This is a genomic window from Rubritalea sp. (genome assembly GCF_039830215.1).
Lineage (GTDB): Bacteria > Verrucomicrobiota > Verrucomicrobiia > Verrucomicrobiales > Akkermansiaceae > Rubritalea.
In genome coordinates this window covers 1-13119 of sequence record NZ_JBDOPO010000046.1, presented here as the reverse complement: position 1 = coordinate 13119, position 13119 = coordinate 1, and the positions used below count along the sequence as shown (strand labels likewise).

The following is a 13119-nucleotide window of genomic DNA, read 5'->3' as shown; positions in this document are numbered from 1 at the left end:
ATGGAAAAAGCAGAAATTATCCGTCCAGGATATGCGGTAGAATACGATTACTGTCCACCAACACAGCTGCTTCCAACACTCGAGACGAAGCGCGTCGAGAACCTCTATTTCGCAGGTCAAATCAATGGTACTTCTGGCTACGAAGAAGCCGCAGCACAGGGGCTCATGGCAGGAACGAACGCCGCCTTCAAGGTGCGAAGTGAAGATCCTTACATCTTAGGACGTAATGAATCCTACATCGGAGTCATGATTGATGACTTAGTAACGAAAGGGTGCAATGAGCCCTATAGAATGTTCACGAGCCGAGCTGAATACCGATTACTCCTACGCCAAGACAACTCTGACATACGGCTCACACCGAAAGCTGCCGAGAGGGGGCTAGTGAGTAAAGAGCGTAAGACCTACACAAAAGAAAAGATGGCGACTATTGCTGAGCTTTCTGAGTTCATTCGCCAGACAACCCACCAGTCCACCCGATTAGATAAGTGGTTTCGTCGTGCGGAGAATTCCTGGGGAGATCTTCCTCAAGAGATGCGAGATAAATTCCCTGATGCTATCTGGTCAATTGCCGAAACTGATTTCAAGTACGAAGGCCACATCGCTCGACAGCATAAGCAAGTCGAACGCCTGTCCAAAATGGAACACAAGAAGATCCCCAACGACCTAGACTATTCCGAGGTCAGCGGACTCAAAAAGGAGGCCTCTCAGAATTTCTCTTCCATCCGCCCACAAACACTAGGCCAAGCAGGACGCATCACAGGTATCACTCCTGCAGATGTGGCATTGCTCTCCATATGGCTCGATAAAAAGAAACGTGAACAAGATGCTTAGTTGGGTTGAGCCAGTTGTGGTCTTAGTAGGTGGGGGAGTCCTGTCGCTAAAAATGCTCGCAGTATGGTCCCACAACCGCTCCGCTGCACATGGGATCGTCGCAGGTAAACTGGCTCCTAACAACCTGTCACCTAATAGCGTTTGTAGCGAAGGTGAGACGGCTAACATCGCGTCATTAGCAGCAGACCAGCTAAGCAAATGGGAAAACCTAAAGGACGCCGTAGAGAGCCTATCAGGCCGATTCATTGTAACTGAGCAAGACTATATTCATGCTGTCTTCCGCACTCCTCTATTGGGGTTCGAAGAGGACTTCGAAGCTCGATACGATAGAGAAGCTAAATGTATCCACCTCCGCTCAGCTAGCAGAGTAGGCTACGCAGACATGGGAAGTAACGCCAAGAGAGTTGAGTCTTTAAAAAGACTGGTTGAATAGTCATTGGTCAGCACTCACAAAGAATTAAAAAATCAAACTGACGTCTATAGGCCAGGTCAAGCCTATTGGCTGCTTACCTGTAAACTATTAACCGCAAAAAATTTGCTTCATTCTCCCCACATTTCACGCCACTCCTTAGGGAGTCGTTGTGGGCGACCTGTAGGCATTTGCACCATTGCCAATGCTTGGCGACAAGTAATGAGACAACGCTCGACACCTTCAGCATAGACTTCAAAAGAAACCCAAAACTTAACCTTCTCTAGGCATTCCAGTTTTCCTTTGATAGTCAATTTATGGCCCAAGGTTGCCGGGGATTTGTAGTCGATTTCGGTACGTACGACCACTGGATAAAGGCCAGTGTCAGCCATTGATTTCAGATCCATTCCCATCTTCTCGGTAGCCAACTTGGTACGGCAGGTTTCAATCATTCTGAGATACGCAATGTTGTGAACGACCCCACCAATATCCGTATCAAAAAACATCACTTCCTCCTCAGTCTCGTAAACTGGCATCAATTCCGGCATACCCACTTCTAGAGCCAGAAGAATTTGAGGACAAGCCATAACTGTGCTTGATAGAGTACGTATTAAATTGATAGACTGCCATATGTATCAATGAAACCGTTCCTTCTCACCCTCTCCATAGTCACTCTGTGTGCTTGCACCACCTATGCCGCAAGTTATCTTGAGCCCAACCTTGACGGTAAAATCTTAGTGAAAGTGGACCAAGTGCCACTCGACGCAAACACGATGCGGTGGATGGCTAGCTACATGGCACAGCTAGCCGAACAACAAGCGAGTACAAACGATGCTAAGAAACTCCAAGCCAGTGCCAAACTCATCGCTCTGGCTAGCCAATTCGATCAATCACTCACCCACATCACCATGGCTAATTTGAAGCTAAAGGGAGGAGTTTCAAATAAATCAAACATAAAAGATGCTGAACATCAACGAAGGCGTCTGCTTGATATTTTAGAATACCTAGTAGCCGATAAGTCCACCGCAGAAGGTAAACTTCTGGCTCAACTCACCAAAGATGCTCTAGCTCCCATAGCACCAGAAAAATCTTCACTTTCTCTATATTCTGCCCCAAAGAACCTCTGGAAAGACTCAATCGCTGATTATGACAAATTTAAAAAAATAGCAGTCCCAGTTCTAGCCAATAATGACCAAGCCACGCACTCAGAAGTGCAGTCTTTACCAACACCAAAAGTTGATAAAACACCACACATACTTGAGGTAAAAAAAACAACTTCTGTGACTAAATGGAAGATTACAGATTTGATCGTAAAAGCACCCATCACAAGCTACAAAATTGTGGGTGAATATAGCAGACATGTCTATTCTACTGGTCTCAAAAAAATGGCGATAAACATCACCCCTCTACCCGTTGTAGAAGGCCAAACATCCAAATTCCACTCAAAGCCCTTCCATCATAGCGACTATTTAAGTTACTTCACCTGGCAAGTACTTGAACCTCTTCATTCTCAATGGCAAAACATTCCTCCGGCTCAGTTTAATTTCCAATTAAGTGATGCTTACAGTCATAACAGTGACAAAGATCTTACATGCAGCGCCCTTACTATCGCTTTTGACTCAGCATTACTGGGTACCTCATTGAAGAATAACTTACTTGTCGTTTCCGCCATTGATAATGAGGCTAAGTTCCAGCGTAATAAAATGTTCTGGAGAACTCTTAGTATACTCACTAAAGAAGCGCATGACACTCGTATTCTCGTGGGGCAGGGGAGTGAAGAATATTTACTCCAACTTATTGCCTTAGGTTACCCAGATTTTTTCATTCAAAATGAAGTGATAGAGGTTAAGAATCTAAGCCAATCACGTAAACTAACGAGTACTGAAGATCATGAAGATTATGCAGAAGCCACCGCTCTTTTCGCAGAAATAAAAAGTGCCATTGAGCGAAAATCTCTGCGCTCAATGACCGAAAATAAATACGTCAGGGAAAAGCTAGAGAGAATCCTAGTAAGCATGCCAAACCATCTTTCAGCTAAGATTCTCCTCGAGTATGGATCTCGTAAGAAACCTTCTACTTTAGACAGTAAATTTTTTGCTATCGATATGAAACATCTTCTTATGCCAATAGATATGAAACTCAGGATAAATGGTTCTAGCATAGATGAAGAGGATGCAATGGATCAAAGTACTAAAATATCCGAGCGACTAGCGGTTATCCAACCTATCATATCAGAGGAAAATAAAATAATCTACGACAAGGTCAGAAAGATCAGCGCCACATTGCGCTCTTTCAGCAAAGCCAAAAAGAGTATTGGTGATAGAAATACATCATTTTTCATTAACACAGCAAAACGTAGCCTACGAGAGCTTAAATCTCTCAACAATGAGGTCCAATTCGAACTAGCCAGACTCACCGGGGTGCCACTTAAAGAGCTAGAAGAATAGCATTCGCTGCTTGCCGAATATTTTCCACCCTGCATTCTATCGAAATCTATATGAAAGATAGTTATCGCAAATTTTTGGTCATCACTATCGTACTGCTCAGTGCGTTTTTAGTCGTCGTAGTACTACGTCAAATTACTACCAAACCGGGACTACTTGTATTCCTCCAAAATTCTGGACCCGATTTCCAGCAAACCACACCCGATGCAGTCACCTTAGAAAATAAACCCGTACTCACTAAAAAGGACGTGACTATCCTGAGCCAGCTCAATGACGAATACACCCGTATTTCAGCAGCTGTCATGCCCTCAGTCGTGAGTATCAATACCGCCGGCCACGCAAACAAGCGTGTGCGAGATAGATTTGGCCGCATATCCACCCTCAAAGAAGCAACAACAGGGCAGGGTTCAGGAGTGATTGTTAGCCGCGAAGGTCACGTCCTTACCAACTACCACGTTGTTGCTAGAATGGAGAAAATTGATGTCCGTCTAGCTAGCGGAAGAACTCTTCAAGCTTCGATCATTGGCACCGATTCAGCTCTCGATATAGCCGTTCTCAAAATCCTGAGCGAAGGACCATTCGAAGCGATCAGCTTTGGTGACTCTGATACTGTGCGTGAAGGTAATATCGTGCTCGCCTTCGGTAACCCTTTTGGAATTGGTAAATCGATCACACAAGGGGTCATATCTGCTCGAGAACGCTCTATCTCAGATTTGCAGGGCGCATTACTCCAAAGTTCTGCCGCGATCAACCCTGGCTATTCTGGCGGCCCATTGGTAAACATTTACGGGGAAATCATTGGGATCAACTCAAGCATCTTTACCAATGATGAGAAAAATCCAGGCTTCCAAGGAATTAGTTTTTCCATCCCTTCTAACATAACCAAACGTACCTTTATAGATATTCTCGAGCGAGGTCGTCCTATTCGTGGTTTTCTTGGGGTTTCATTCAGCCCATTAGTCAGCGCAAAACGCTCGGAATTATCGTATCAAAAAGAATACGGAGCTTTACTGAGTGATGTGGGCCCACGCACACCAGCAGACAAGGCTGGATTGAAAAAAAATGACATAGTCATTAGCTACGACAAACGCGCTGTTCGTGACCCTGAACAGCTCATAGGATTTATCCAACGTAGTGAAGTTGGAAAACCAGTAACACTCAAAGTTTGGCGTAACCAGCAAGAGGTTGTCACCACCGTCACACTTGAAGAATTTAACAAAGATCTTGCGACAGTTCCTGTATCAAGAATTGGCGAAACTGAGCAAATCCTTCGTACAATGGGAGTGGCTGTAACCTATCTCGGAACACAGCACAGACGCTCAGGAATCTCTGGTGTTCGCGTCACTCGGGTGATGGAAGAGTCAGCCGCCGAAGGGAGCATCAAGCCTAACGACATCGTCTACCAAGTGAATCAATATCGAATCAACCAACCTAACGAATTTTACGATCTTATTGGAATGGAAGCAGCCAAAAAAGACACTGAAATATATGTGATCCGAAATGGTAAAGTTTTCAGTAAGCCACTCATTATCTCCAAACTGGAGCTCTAATTTCTATCCAAAAAAAAATCAAAGTCACCAGAATTTTTGAGCCTAACCAGCGACTTTCCGACCTTCGACACCTATCTGTGTCGAAAGTCTTCAAATCAAAAGTACTAGTAGATCGCGTGGTCGCGATAGGGCTAATTCTTAATCGAGGAATTTCCCTGGATTGAGAATCCCTTTGGGATCCATTGCTTGCTTGATTTGTTGGTGCATTGCAAAACTTACAGATCCCAGAGCTTGTTTGATCCACGGCTTTTTAGCTAAGCCTACGCCATGCTCACCAGTGATCGCTCCATCATGCTCTAACACCCACGTGAAAAGCTTATCAACCGCGGCATCAGCACGCTTCTTTATCAACGGATCTGTGTAGTCTTCGACCATCAAGTTGGTGTGGATATTTCCGTCCCCTGCATGACCAAAACACGCCACTGGGATACCTGTGTCCTCTTGTAGTTCTCTAGCAAAATTGACGAGCTCCACTAACTTACTGCGCGGCACCACAATGTCTTCATTCAGCTTAGTCAGACCAGTGTGTTTTAGTGAATACGAGAAGTCTCTTCTAAGCTGCCAAATTTCCTCACAGGCGGCCTCGTCAGCAGCTTCGTTAATACGGAGTGCTCCAAGCTCGTTCAAGAGCGTTGTCAGACCTTCTAACTCATTTTTAACTGAACTCACACGGCCATCAATCTCTACCATCAAATAAGCATCACCAGGAGGAAGACTATCCTCCCCTAAGTAGTCTCTAGCAGCAGCCAAAGTGAAGGCGTCTGTTATCTCTAAAGCACTCGGTAAAATACCTGCATCAAGGATTGCTTGAACCGCAGCTGCAGCCCTAGTAAAATCAACAAATGATGCACCTAACATTGCACGTGTTTCAGGGTGGGGAATAATACGTACTGTCGCTTCAGTAACGACGCCTAACATACCTTCAGAACCGCACATCAAAGTCGTCAAATCAAACCCCGTTTTGTTCTTATGACAACGACCGCCGACACGCATAATTTCACCATTTGCAGTCACCACTTCCATCCCTAACACATACTGTTTAGTCACTCCGTATTTTAGGCAACGTGGTCCACCAGCATTGGTCGCTATGTTTCCACCTATCGAGCATTCTTTCAACGAAGCTGGATCTGGTGGAAAATACCATCCTTTGGTTCGAGCCGCTTCTTGTAAATGGCCAGTGATGACACCTGGTTGCACCACTGCCACACCATCTCCCGTATTCACTTCGAGAATTTCATCCATTTGCGCCACAGATAGGGCTATACCGCCCTGCACTGGAACACAGCCGCCAACGTAGCCTACTCCTGCTCCACGCGTGTATACGGGAACCTCGTGCTCATTTGCGTAGCGCATCACTGCTGCTACTTGCTCGGTACTCTGAGCAAACACAACAACCTCGGGATCGGCCGCTGCGTGCCACTTATCGATCCGGTGCACTTCGAAGTCACTCTGCGAAACAGAAACAAACTCGCTCGGTAGGAGTTGGCATAAATCTTGGTAAATTTTACTCACCCGCGCAGCATAGGTATTCTTTCCTTAAAGTCAAAAGCCACTCACGTCTGCAGAGCAATAACATGAGTGGTTTGAGGTAAAATTTCTAAACTTCGATGATTTCCCTAGAAACCATCGTCCTTAGCTATTGGCTTTGTCGGGGTTTTACGCGTCCCACGTGGCTTAATACTGATCGCATACTGGTCGAACTTAGCCGTAGCATTACTCAGGTTCATCAAATACTCCAGCACCACATTAGCTGGAACATTCTTCATTTTCAAAGTGACAGGAACATCTTTGAGAGTATTGTTTTTGTCGTGAATGACAAAATTCGGGATGACTTTATCCTTACTCGTTTCTTCAACTAGTTTACTGAAAAACCTCAAGGCATCGCTTAAGGGCATCTCACCGAAATCTACAATCGGTAGAATAACGGCCGCTAGTTGCCTCTGACGGGCTTTGATTTTAAAATCATTACCATTGCCCTTTAGCTTCAGTGCGAGAGCATAAGCTGGGCCGTGACTGCGATCTATGGCAAACACATTGCGCAGGGCAGACTTAGCTCCCTTCACATCTCCATCTTTGTAAGCTTGCTCGGCTTGCTTGTAAAAAGCTTCAACTTTTTGGTTTTGGGATTGGCGGGCTTTGGAAATGGAATCTTGGGCGACGAGCGTGGAGCACGACAATGCCAAGACCATCACGACAGGGGTCATGGGCAGTTTCATAAACAATTTCGATTTTTGGGTTAGGTGTGTTTGCTAACCAACTCTATTGGTCAGCATCGTTCACACGAGCAGAGAGCTCTTCTCGCTAAAACAGAAAAAGTGATTCTCTTTTTATCTTTTTCACAACGCAATGAACCTCGTTGCACTGTGTACTTGTTCACACGGTATATTATAATCTTTTTTAAAGGGGATAAATGTTCTCCTTCTTAAGCGTGTGAATAACTCTCTTGTTCAGCTGTAACTCCATAAAAATCATGAGTAAAGTGGGTGTTGAAACGTTGTGAATAACTTTTTAGTCGTATGGATAGTTTCATAAAACTCCTAGCAAAGCACCTAAAACTTATTCACAGTTGTTACCAATTCACAGCTTACTCACAACACAATTGAGACTTACCCACACTTATTCACATGAATAATGAGAGCAAAATAGCCCAAAATCTAGCAGAACCTAGCAGCCAAATGGAGCCTTCAAATTCAGATGAAAAATGGATGCTGAGAGCATTAGAAGAAGCATGGAAAGGGAGAGGTCTCACGAGCCCAAATCCTGCGGTAGGAGCGGTCGTTGTAAAAGGTGAAATTGAATTAGGTGCTGGGTACCACCATCGAGCAGGCCTGCCGCATGCCGAGCGTGAGGCGATTGCTGATGTGGTTTCTAAACATGGCTGTGAAGCTCTCCACGGAGCCACCATTTATGTGACTTTAGAGCCTTGTTCTACGACAGGGAAAACACCGGCATGCACCTCGGGCATTTTGGAAAATAGAATTAGCAGAGTGGTCTACGGAGCAGTTGACCCGAATCCTGAACACGCTGGAGCAGCTGACAGTCTATTGTGTGAGCAGGGGGTTGAAGTGACTGCTGGCGTGCTACGTGAGCAATGCGAGAAGGTCTTACGCCCCTTTGCCAAGCGCATTAGCAGTGGGCTACCCTGGGTGATAGCGAAGACTGCCATGAGCCTAGATGGACGCATCACACGACCTCCTAGTGAGGGGCAATGGCTCACTAGCCCTGAGTCCCGAGAGATTGTTCATCAACTGCGCGCTCAAGTCGATGCCATCATTGTTGGAGGGAAGACAGTCCGTCGAGATAACCCACGACTAACACTGCGTAGTGAAAAGAGTGTTGGGAAAAAGGAGCAACCATGGCGGGTCGTTCTTACTCATGCTGGGCGTGAATCCTTGCCACAGGACTTCCATTTGTTCACCGACGAATATAAAAATCGCACGCTCATCTATCAGGATAAACCACTTGCGGAGGTGCTACGAGATTTAGCTGATAAAGGCTGTAATAGTGTATTGTTAGAATGTGGTGGCCATCTGATGCGCCAGTTTGCCGAAGCTGAACTGATCGATGAATACCAACTCTTCTACGCACCTATTATCACAGGAGGACAAGACTTCGGATTTGGACTAGGCAACCATTTTAAAAGCAGCCTCACACTCAAAGAAGTCCGATCCACTTCGATCGGACAAGACACCCTTATCAGTGGAGTGGTGGTGAGATAAAGGTCACGTTAAGTGAAGCTTCACCATGCCATTGGCTGTTTCCTCTTTGAGGCCAGAGTAAAGACTACTTCTTCTTATCAGGAACGAACTTTAGCACGATCCCGTTGATACAATAGCGCTTGTCGGTTGGAGTGTTGAATCCCTCTCCTTTAAAGACGTGGCCGAGGTGGGCATCGCATTTTGCACAATTAACTTCAGTGCGGACACTACCGGCCGAGTAGTCGGCTTTGGTGGTCACGTTTTTAGCTTTCGCTGGATCATAAAAGGAGGGCCACCCGCAGCGGGAATCAAATTTTTCTTTGGAGCTAAAGAGTTCAGCTCCGCAGCCAATACAGAAATACGTTCCTGCTCCCTGTGCTTTAAATTGCTTGTAGACCTTGCCATTTGGAGCTTCAGTACCCGATTTTCTGGCGACTCGGTATTGCTCAGGAGTGAGTTGGGCTTTCCATTCGGCGTCAGTTTTTTCTACCTTCTCGGTGGGTGTTACTGGTTTGTCGTTGCTGGTTTCCATTGGTTTAGCATTTTTCGGTTCGGATTGGCAGGCGGTGACAGTCATGGCCGTTACTGCGATCATGACGAGGAGTTTTATAGTCATAGGAATAGGATGTTTCACCTAGGCTATTTATTCTGATACTACATAAATTTTAATATTTGAACATTTTTTGTCTAGTTCAGTGTGGCAGGTGCCGCTTGATTCCATTGCCTTATCTGGTACATGCTGGGAGCGCCCGATGCAGAAACTCATTCCAGACCACCGCCCCGTACTCGTTCTCGCACCAATGCAGGACATCACTGACCTAGCATTTATGGGAGTGGTCGACGGTTATGGTGGCCCAGATTATTACGTCACTGAGTATTTTCGCGTCCATAGAGACTCGAGTTTGGATAAAAAAATTCTTCGTTCGATCACTCAGAATCAAACAGGAAAGCCTGTCTTCGCGCAAATGATTGGTGAGGACATCAAAGCTCTGACTCGCTCAGCTAGGCAATTGATGGAGTACCCTGTGGCAGGAATTGATCTCAATCTTGGTTGCCCAGCTCCCACGGTGTACAAGAAAAATGCGGGTGGTGGTTTGCTCCGATTACTAGACCACGTTGATTCTATCCTCGGTGCTTTGCGCGAGTGCGTTGACGGGAAGTTCACTGTGAAAACCCGTGTGGGGTTTGAAACCCATGAGGAGTTTGACGCTATTCTCTCAGTCTTCCAAAAGCACGAGATCGATGCCCTCACCATTCATGGTCGCACCGTGCGCGAGCAATACCGCACACCAGTCCACGCTGATCTAGTAAAGCAGGCTGTGGAGCTTATGAAGTGCACAGTGATCGCTAATGGCAATGTGGTCAATGTCGCAACTGGCAAAGCCTACCACGCCCAAACTGGAGCCGCAGGGTTGATGGTCGGACGTGGTGCTATCCGCAGCCCCTGGCTCTTCCAACAGCTCAAAGACAGCTACGAAGGCCGACCGATCGTGACACCGACCCGTAAGGATCTCCATGGCTATGTCACTGCGCTCTACCACGCCGTCGCTGAAAATGAGAAAAGAAAATCCTACGTCGAAGCCAGCCACGTCAACCGCATGAAGAAGTACATGGCCTACATTTCCCAAGGCATCGATGCCGAATTCGAATACCAAATCCGTCGCGTGAGAACCGAAGCCGACTTCTTCGGCGCCTGTGACGAGTTCATGTTAGATGACCGAAAACTCCCCGACACACCGCCCGTGGAATCCAAACTCTACTCAGGGTTTAGTAAGTTACTAGAAGACTCTAAACAATAGTTTTCACCTTTCGTGTTCCTTTCGCCAAAGCCCAAACCCTAGGTCATAGTCATGACCCTCCTTGGCTGAAGGCCAAGATCATTCATATTTCCTTTAAACTAGTGACATTCTAACAGGTGAAATAAGACCACCGCCCTATGTCACAAAGTTTGTCGAAAGTTGTTATTCACCTGGTCTTCAACACCAAGGATCGATTACCTTTTCTTAAGAAAGAGATCAAACCAAGACTTCACGTTTACCCTGCCACACCGGCGCACTACCTAATTATCTAAATTTAAAAATACAGGAAATAAAACATACTATGAGCAATATCATCCCACTAATCAGTTCAGACGCAACAGAGCCACTCGGCATTCCTCACCTACCACGCTTTTGGTAGAAAGTTTCACTTGAAATCGCAGGCCTCCTCCACCCGGAGTACCTAGGAATCGGTGGTGGTTACGAACAGATGCTGCTCGATGCATTCGGTCTAAAGAACGACGTATTCACTGCCTTCATGCAGAGCAAGCCAACCTATCCGCAGCTTGAGGCATGGGTTCTTGAGCAAAGGCGAGGCCAACTAGATCAAGCCGCTCTCGAAGCTTTCAATGCGAGTGTACTCGGCTATAATCACAGCGAGGATGTGCGCAAGGAAATTCTCGAAGCCAATGGCATCGAAGACGACGGCCCAATCCTCGACGCAGTGAACCTCAACAACCTTGATGATTGGTTGGGCTTCCACCCAAAATGCATCAAGTAATAATCTAAAAACTAACAGCGCTTCTGGACGCTTCCAGAAACTCCATTTAAAAAAATTATGAAACCAACAATCGGACTAGTCGGAGCTGGCAGAATGGGCGCTAACATGGCGCGTCACCTCAACGATTCAGGCTACAATGTGGCTGTCGTTTACGACATCTTCACACAAGTTGCGGAAGAACTAGCACAAGATATTGGTGCTCAGTGCGCAAGTGATTTACCTTCAGTCACGGCCGCTGCTGATGTGGTGATTACCGTGGTGAGCGATGACAATGCGATGCGCGACATTTTCAAACCCCAAGGTGACACGCTTCTAACCAATGCCGAAGGAACGACCTTCATCAACTGCGCAACTCTGAGCCCAGAGGTGCACCAAGAGGTTGCGGACGCCGCAGCTGTGGTGGGAGCCAAGACGCTGGAGGCTGCAATGGCTTCGAGTATCGACCAAGCACGCAACGGCACGCTCTACCTCATGGTGGGCGGCTCAGATGCAGTGTACCAAGAGAACAAGGAATTGCTTGATGTTCTCTCCGTTGCACTCCGTCACACTGGCGATATCGGCTCGGCTGCCAAAGTAAAGGCGCTGGTAAATATGGTGATGAATATCAACACCGCAGCTCTAGCAGAAGGTTTGGGTATTGCCGATGCGCTGGGACTCGATCTCGGAATGGTGCGCGAGATTTTCTCACAAACTGGTGCTAACTCACGAGTGTTAGAGACCGATGCGGAAGACATGCAGATCCGTGACCACGAATGCTACTTCTCGTCTGTTCACGCAGCGAAGGATAGCGGGATTGCCAACGATCTCGCAAAGTCAGCAGGAATTGCCGTGCCGGTTTCACAAGCGACTGAAGCGCAGTACAAAAAAATGATTGATCTTGGGCTGGGGGATTTGGATAAATCTGGCATCTCAGAGCTCACTTTCAAAGGACGCTCGTAAACAAATTAACGTATGAAAGTTCATAATAAACACGGCGAGGTGATCGACCACGCATTCCATCCAACAGAGCGTGACGACGTGCTTGTGGTAGTGGCCCACGGAGTGACAGGCGATAAGGATCGCGAGCTCATTGTGGAAGTGACCAACCGCCTTGTAGCAGCCGGATGGCCGTGCCTGCGCATTTCCTACTCAGGCTGTGGTGCCTCGGAAGGTAAGTTTGAGGACATGTGTATCAACAAAGAGGTCGATGATCTCCACGCGGTGTTAGACCAAGTGAAAGGCAGCAAAAAAGTAGCCTACATAGGCCACTCGATGGGGGGGGCTGTGGGAGCTCTAGCAGCCGCTAAAGATGACCGACTCAGCGTCCTTGTATCGCTCGCTGGCATGGTTCACACCAAGACATTTTGCGAAACGGAATTTGGCGATCAAGTGCCAGGTGAAGGTTGTATGTGGGAAGATGAGACCAACCCAGTGAGCCAAACATTTGTCGATGACCTGCACGACATAGGCAACACGCTCACCGCAGCACGCGATATCCGTAGCCCATGGCTCATGCTCCATGGTGATAAGGATGATGTCGTCCTACCCAAGGACAGTGAAGACCTTTTCCTCACCCTCCGTGGTAAGAAGAAACACGTCGTACTCGAAGGTGCCGACCATTGCTTCGAAGGCTTCTATGACTCTCTGGCTGAAGAGAGTGATCAGTGGCT

At 46.8% G+C, this 13119-nt stretch carries 12 protein-coding genes and 1 pseudogene; 9 read left to right on the top strand and 4 right to left on the bottom strand.

The genetic code is table 11. The features are described from left to right. A partial coding sequence (locus tag ABGY95_RS01220) for an FAD-dependent oxidoreductase (protein ID WP_347439853.1) occupies nucleotides 1–831 on the top strand: 831 nt, incomplete at its 5' end. Further along, nucleotides 824–1264 (top strand): DUF1499 domain-containing protein, encoded by a 441-nt coding sequence (locus ABGY95_RS01215; RefSeq protein WP_347439852.1) that lies wholly within the window; start codon nucleotides 824–826, stop codon nucleotides 1262–1264. The genes ABGY95_RS01220 and ABGY95_RS01215, both read left to right, overlap by 8 nt. Nucleotides 1265–1371: 107 nt before the next feature. Here the strand turns inward: ABGY95_RS01215 and ABGY95_RS01210 are convergent, their stop codons facing one another. Then, on the bottom strand, nucleotides 1372–1827 hold the full coding sequence (locus ABGY95_RS01210; protein WP_347439851.1) for a thioesterase family protein: 456 nt from the start codon (nucleotides 1825–1827) through the stop codon (nucleotides 1372–1374). A gap of 51 nt (nucleotides 1828–1878) precedes the next feature. Here ABGY95_RS01210 and ABGY95_RS01205 point away from each other — a divergent pair, with 51 nt between their 5' ends. Continuing rightward, a complete protein-coding gene (locus tag ABGY95_RS01205) occupies nucleotides 1879–3687 on the top strand; it encodes a hypothetical protein (RefSeq protein ID WP_347439850.1) in 1809 nt (602 codons plus the stop codon). 50 nt (nucleotides 3688–3737) lie between these two features. Then, nucleotides 3738–5234 carry a trypsin-like peptidase domain-containing protein gene (locus ABGY95_RS01200; RefSeq protein WP_347439849.1) on the top strand — a complete coding sequence of 499 codons (1497 nt, stop codon included), beginning with the start codon at nucleotides 3738–3740 and terminating at the stop codon, nucleotides 5232–5234. A gap of 138 nt (nucleotides 5235–5372) precedes the next feature. On the opposite strand, the gene ABGY95_RS01195 is transcribed toward ABGY95_RS01200, so the two are convergent. Together ABGY95_RS01195 and ABGY95_RS01190 are read right to left on the bottom strand one after the other, a co-directional pair. Continuing rightward, nucleotides 5373–6746 (bottom strand): FAD-linked oxidase C-terminal domain-containing protein, encoded by a 1374-nt coding sequence (locus ABGY95_RS01195; RefSeq protein WP_347439848.1) that lies wholly within the window; start codon nucleotides 6744–6746, stop codon nucleotides 5373–5375. A 104-nt stretch (nucleotides 6747–6850) separates the two neighbouring features. Beyond that, the gene (locus tag ABGY95_RS01190) at nucleotides 6851–7450 is read right to left on the bottom strand and encodes a hypothetical protein (protein WP_347439847.1); all 600 of its coding nucleotides are present in this window, start codon (nucleotides 7448–7450) and stop codon (nucleotides 6851–6853) included. 408 nt (nucleotides 7451–7858) lie between these two features. Here ABGY95_RS01190 and ribD point away from each other — a divergent pair, with 408 nt between their 5' ends. After that, complete coding sequence (ribD, locus tag ABGY95_RS01185; protein ID WP_347439846.1) at nucleotides 7859–8953, top strand: bifunctional diaminohydroxyphosphoribosylaminopyrimidine deaminase/5-amino-6-(5-phosphoribosylamino)uracil reductase RibD; 1095 nt, start codon at nucleotides 7859–7861, stop codon at nucleotides 8951–8953. A gap of 64 nt (nucleotides 8954–9017) precedes the next feature. On the opposite strand, the gene msrB is transcribed toward ribD, so the two are convergent. After that, entirely contained in the window at nucleotides 9018–9464 is a 447-nt protein-coding gene (msrB, locus tag ABGY95_RS01180; protein ID WP_347439854.1) for a peptide-methionine (R)-S-oxide reductase MsrB, read from the bottom strand. Between the two features lie 220 nt (nucleotides 9465–9684). Here msrB and ABGY95_RS01175 point away from each other — a divergent pair, with 220 nt between their 5' ends. The 4 genes and pseudogenes from ABGY95_RS01175 to ABGY95_RS01160 form a co-directional block, all read left to right on the top strand. Next, complete coding sequence (locus tag ABGY95_RS01175) at nucleotides 9685–10731, top strand: tRNA-dihydrouridine synthase family protein (protein ID WP_347439845.1); 1047 nt, start codon at nucleotides 9685–9687, stop codon at nucleotides 10729–10731. Nucleotides 10732–11179: 448 nt separating this feature from the next. Further along, a complete protein-coding gene (locus tag ABGY95_RS01170; RefSeq protein ID WP_347439844.1) occupies nucleotides 11180–11470 on the top strand; it encodes a hypothetical protein in 291 nt (96 codons plus the stop codon). A gap of 39 nt (nucleotides 11471–11509) precedes the next feature. Then, nucleotides 11510–12409 (top strand): annotated as a pseudogene (locus ABGY95_RS01165) (NAD(P)-dependent oxidoreductase); the annotation flags it as partial. 12 nt (nucleotides 12410–12421) lie between these two features. Further along, nucleotides 12422–13119: alpha/beta fold hydrolase (locus ABGY95_RS01160; protein WP_347439843.1), on the top strand; the 698-nt coding region annotated here is incomplete at its 3' end.

Coding starts and splice junctions, on each gene's coding strand:
- ABGY95_RS01205 (WP_347439850.1), top strand. CDS start 1,879: ATGAAACCGTTCCTTCTCACCCTCTCCATAGTCACTCTGTGTGCTTGC.
- msrB (WP_347439854.1), bottom strand. CDS start 9,464: ATGGAAACCAGCAACGACAAACCAGTAACACCCACCGAGAAGGTAGAA.
- ABGY95_RS01190 (WP_347439847.1), bottom strand. CDS start 7,450: ATGAAACTGCCCATGACCCCTGTCGTGATGGTCTTGGCATTGTCGTGC.
- ABGY95_RS01200 (WP_347439849.1), top strand. CDS start 3,738: ATGAAAGATAGTTATCGCAAATTTTTGGTCATCACTATCGTACTGCTC.
- ABGY95_RS01175 (WP_347439845.1), top strand. CDS start 9,685: ATGCAGAAACTCATTCCAGACCACCGCCCCGTACTCGTTCTCGCACCA.
- ABGY95_RS01170 (WP_347439844.1), top strand. CDS start 11,180: ATGCTGCTCGATGCATTCGGTCTAAAGAACGACGTATTCACTGCCTTC.
- ribD (WP_347439846.1), top strand. CDS start 7,859: ATGAATAATGAGAGCAAAATAGCCCAAAATCTAGCAGAACCTAGCAGC.
- ABGY95_RS01210 (WP_347439851.1), bottom strand. CDS start 1,827: ATGGCTTGTCCTCAAATTCTTCTGGCTCTAGAAGTGGGTATGCCGGAA.
- ABGY95_RS01215 (WP_347439852.1), top strand. CDS start 824: ATGCTTAGTTGGGTTGAGCCAGTTGTGGTCTTAGTAGGTGGGGGAGTC.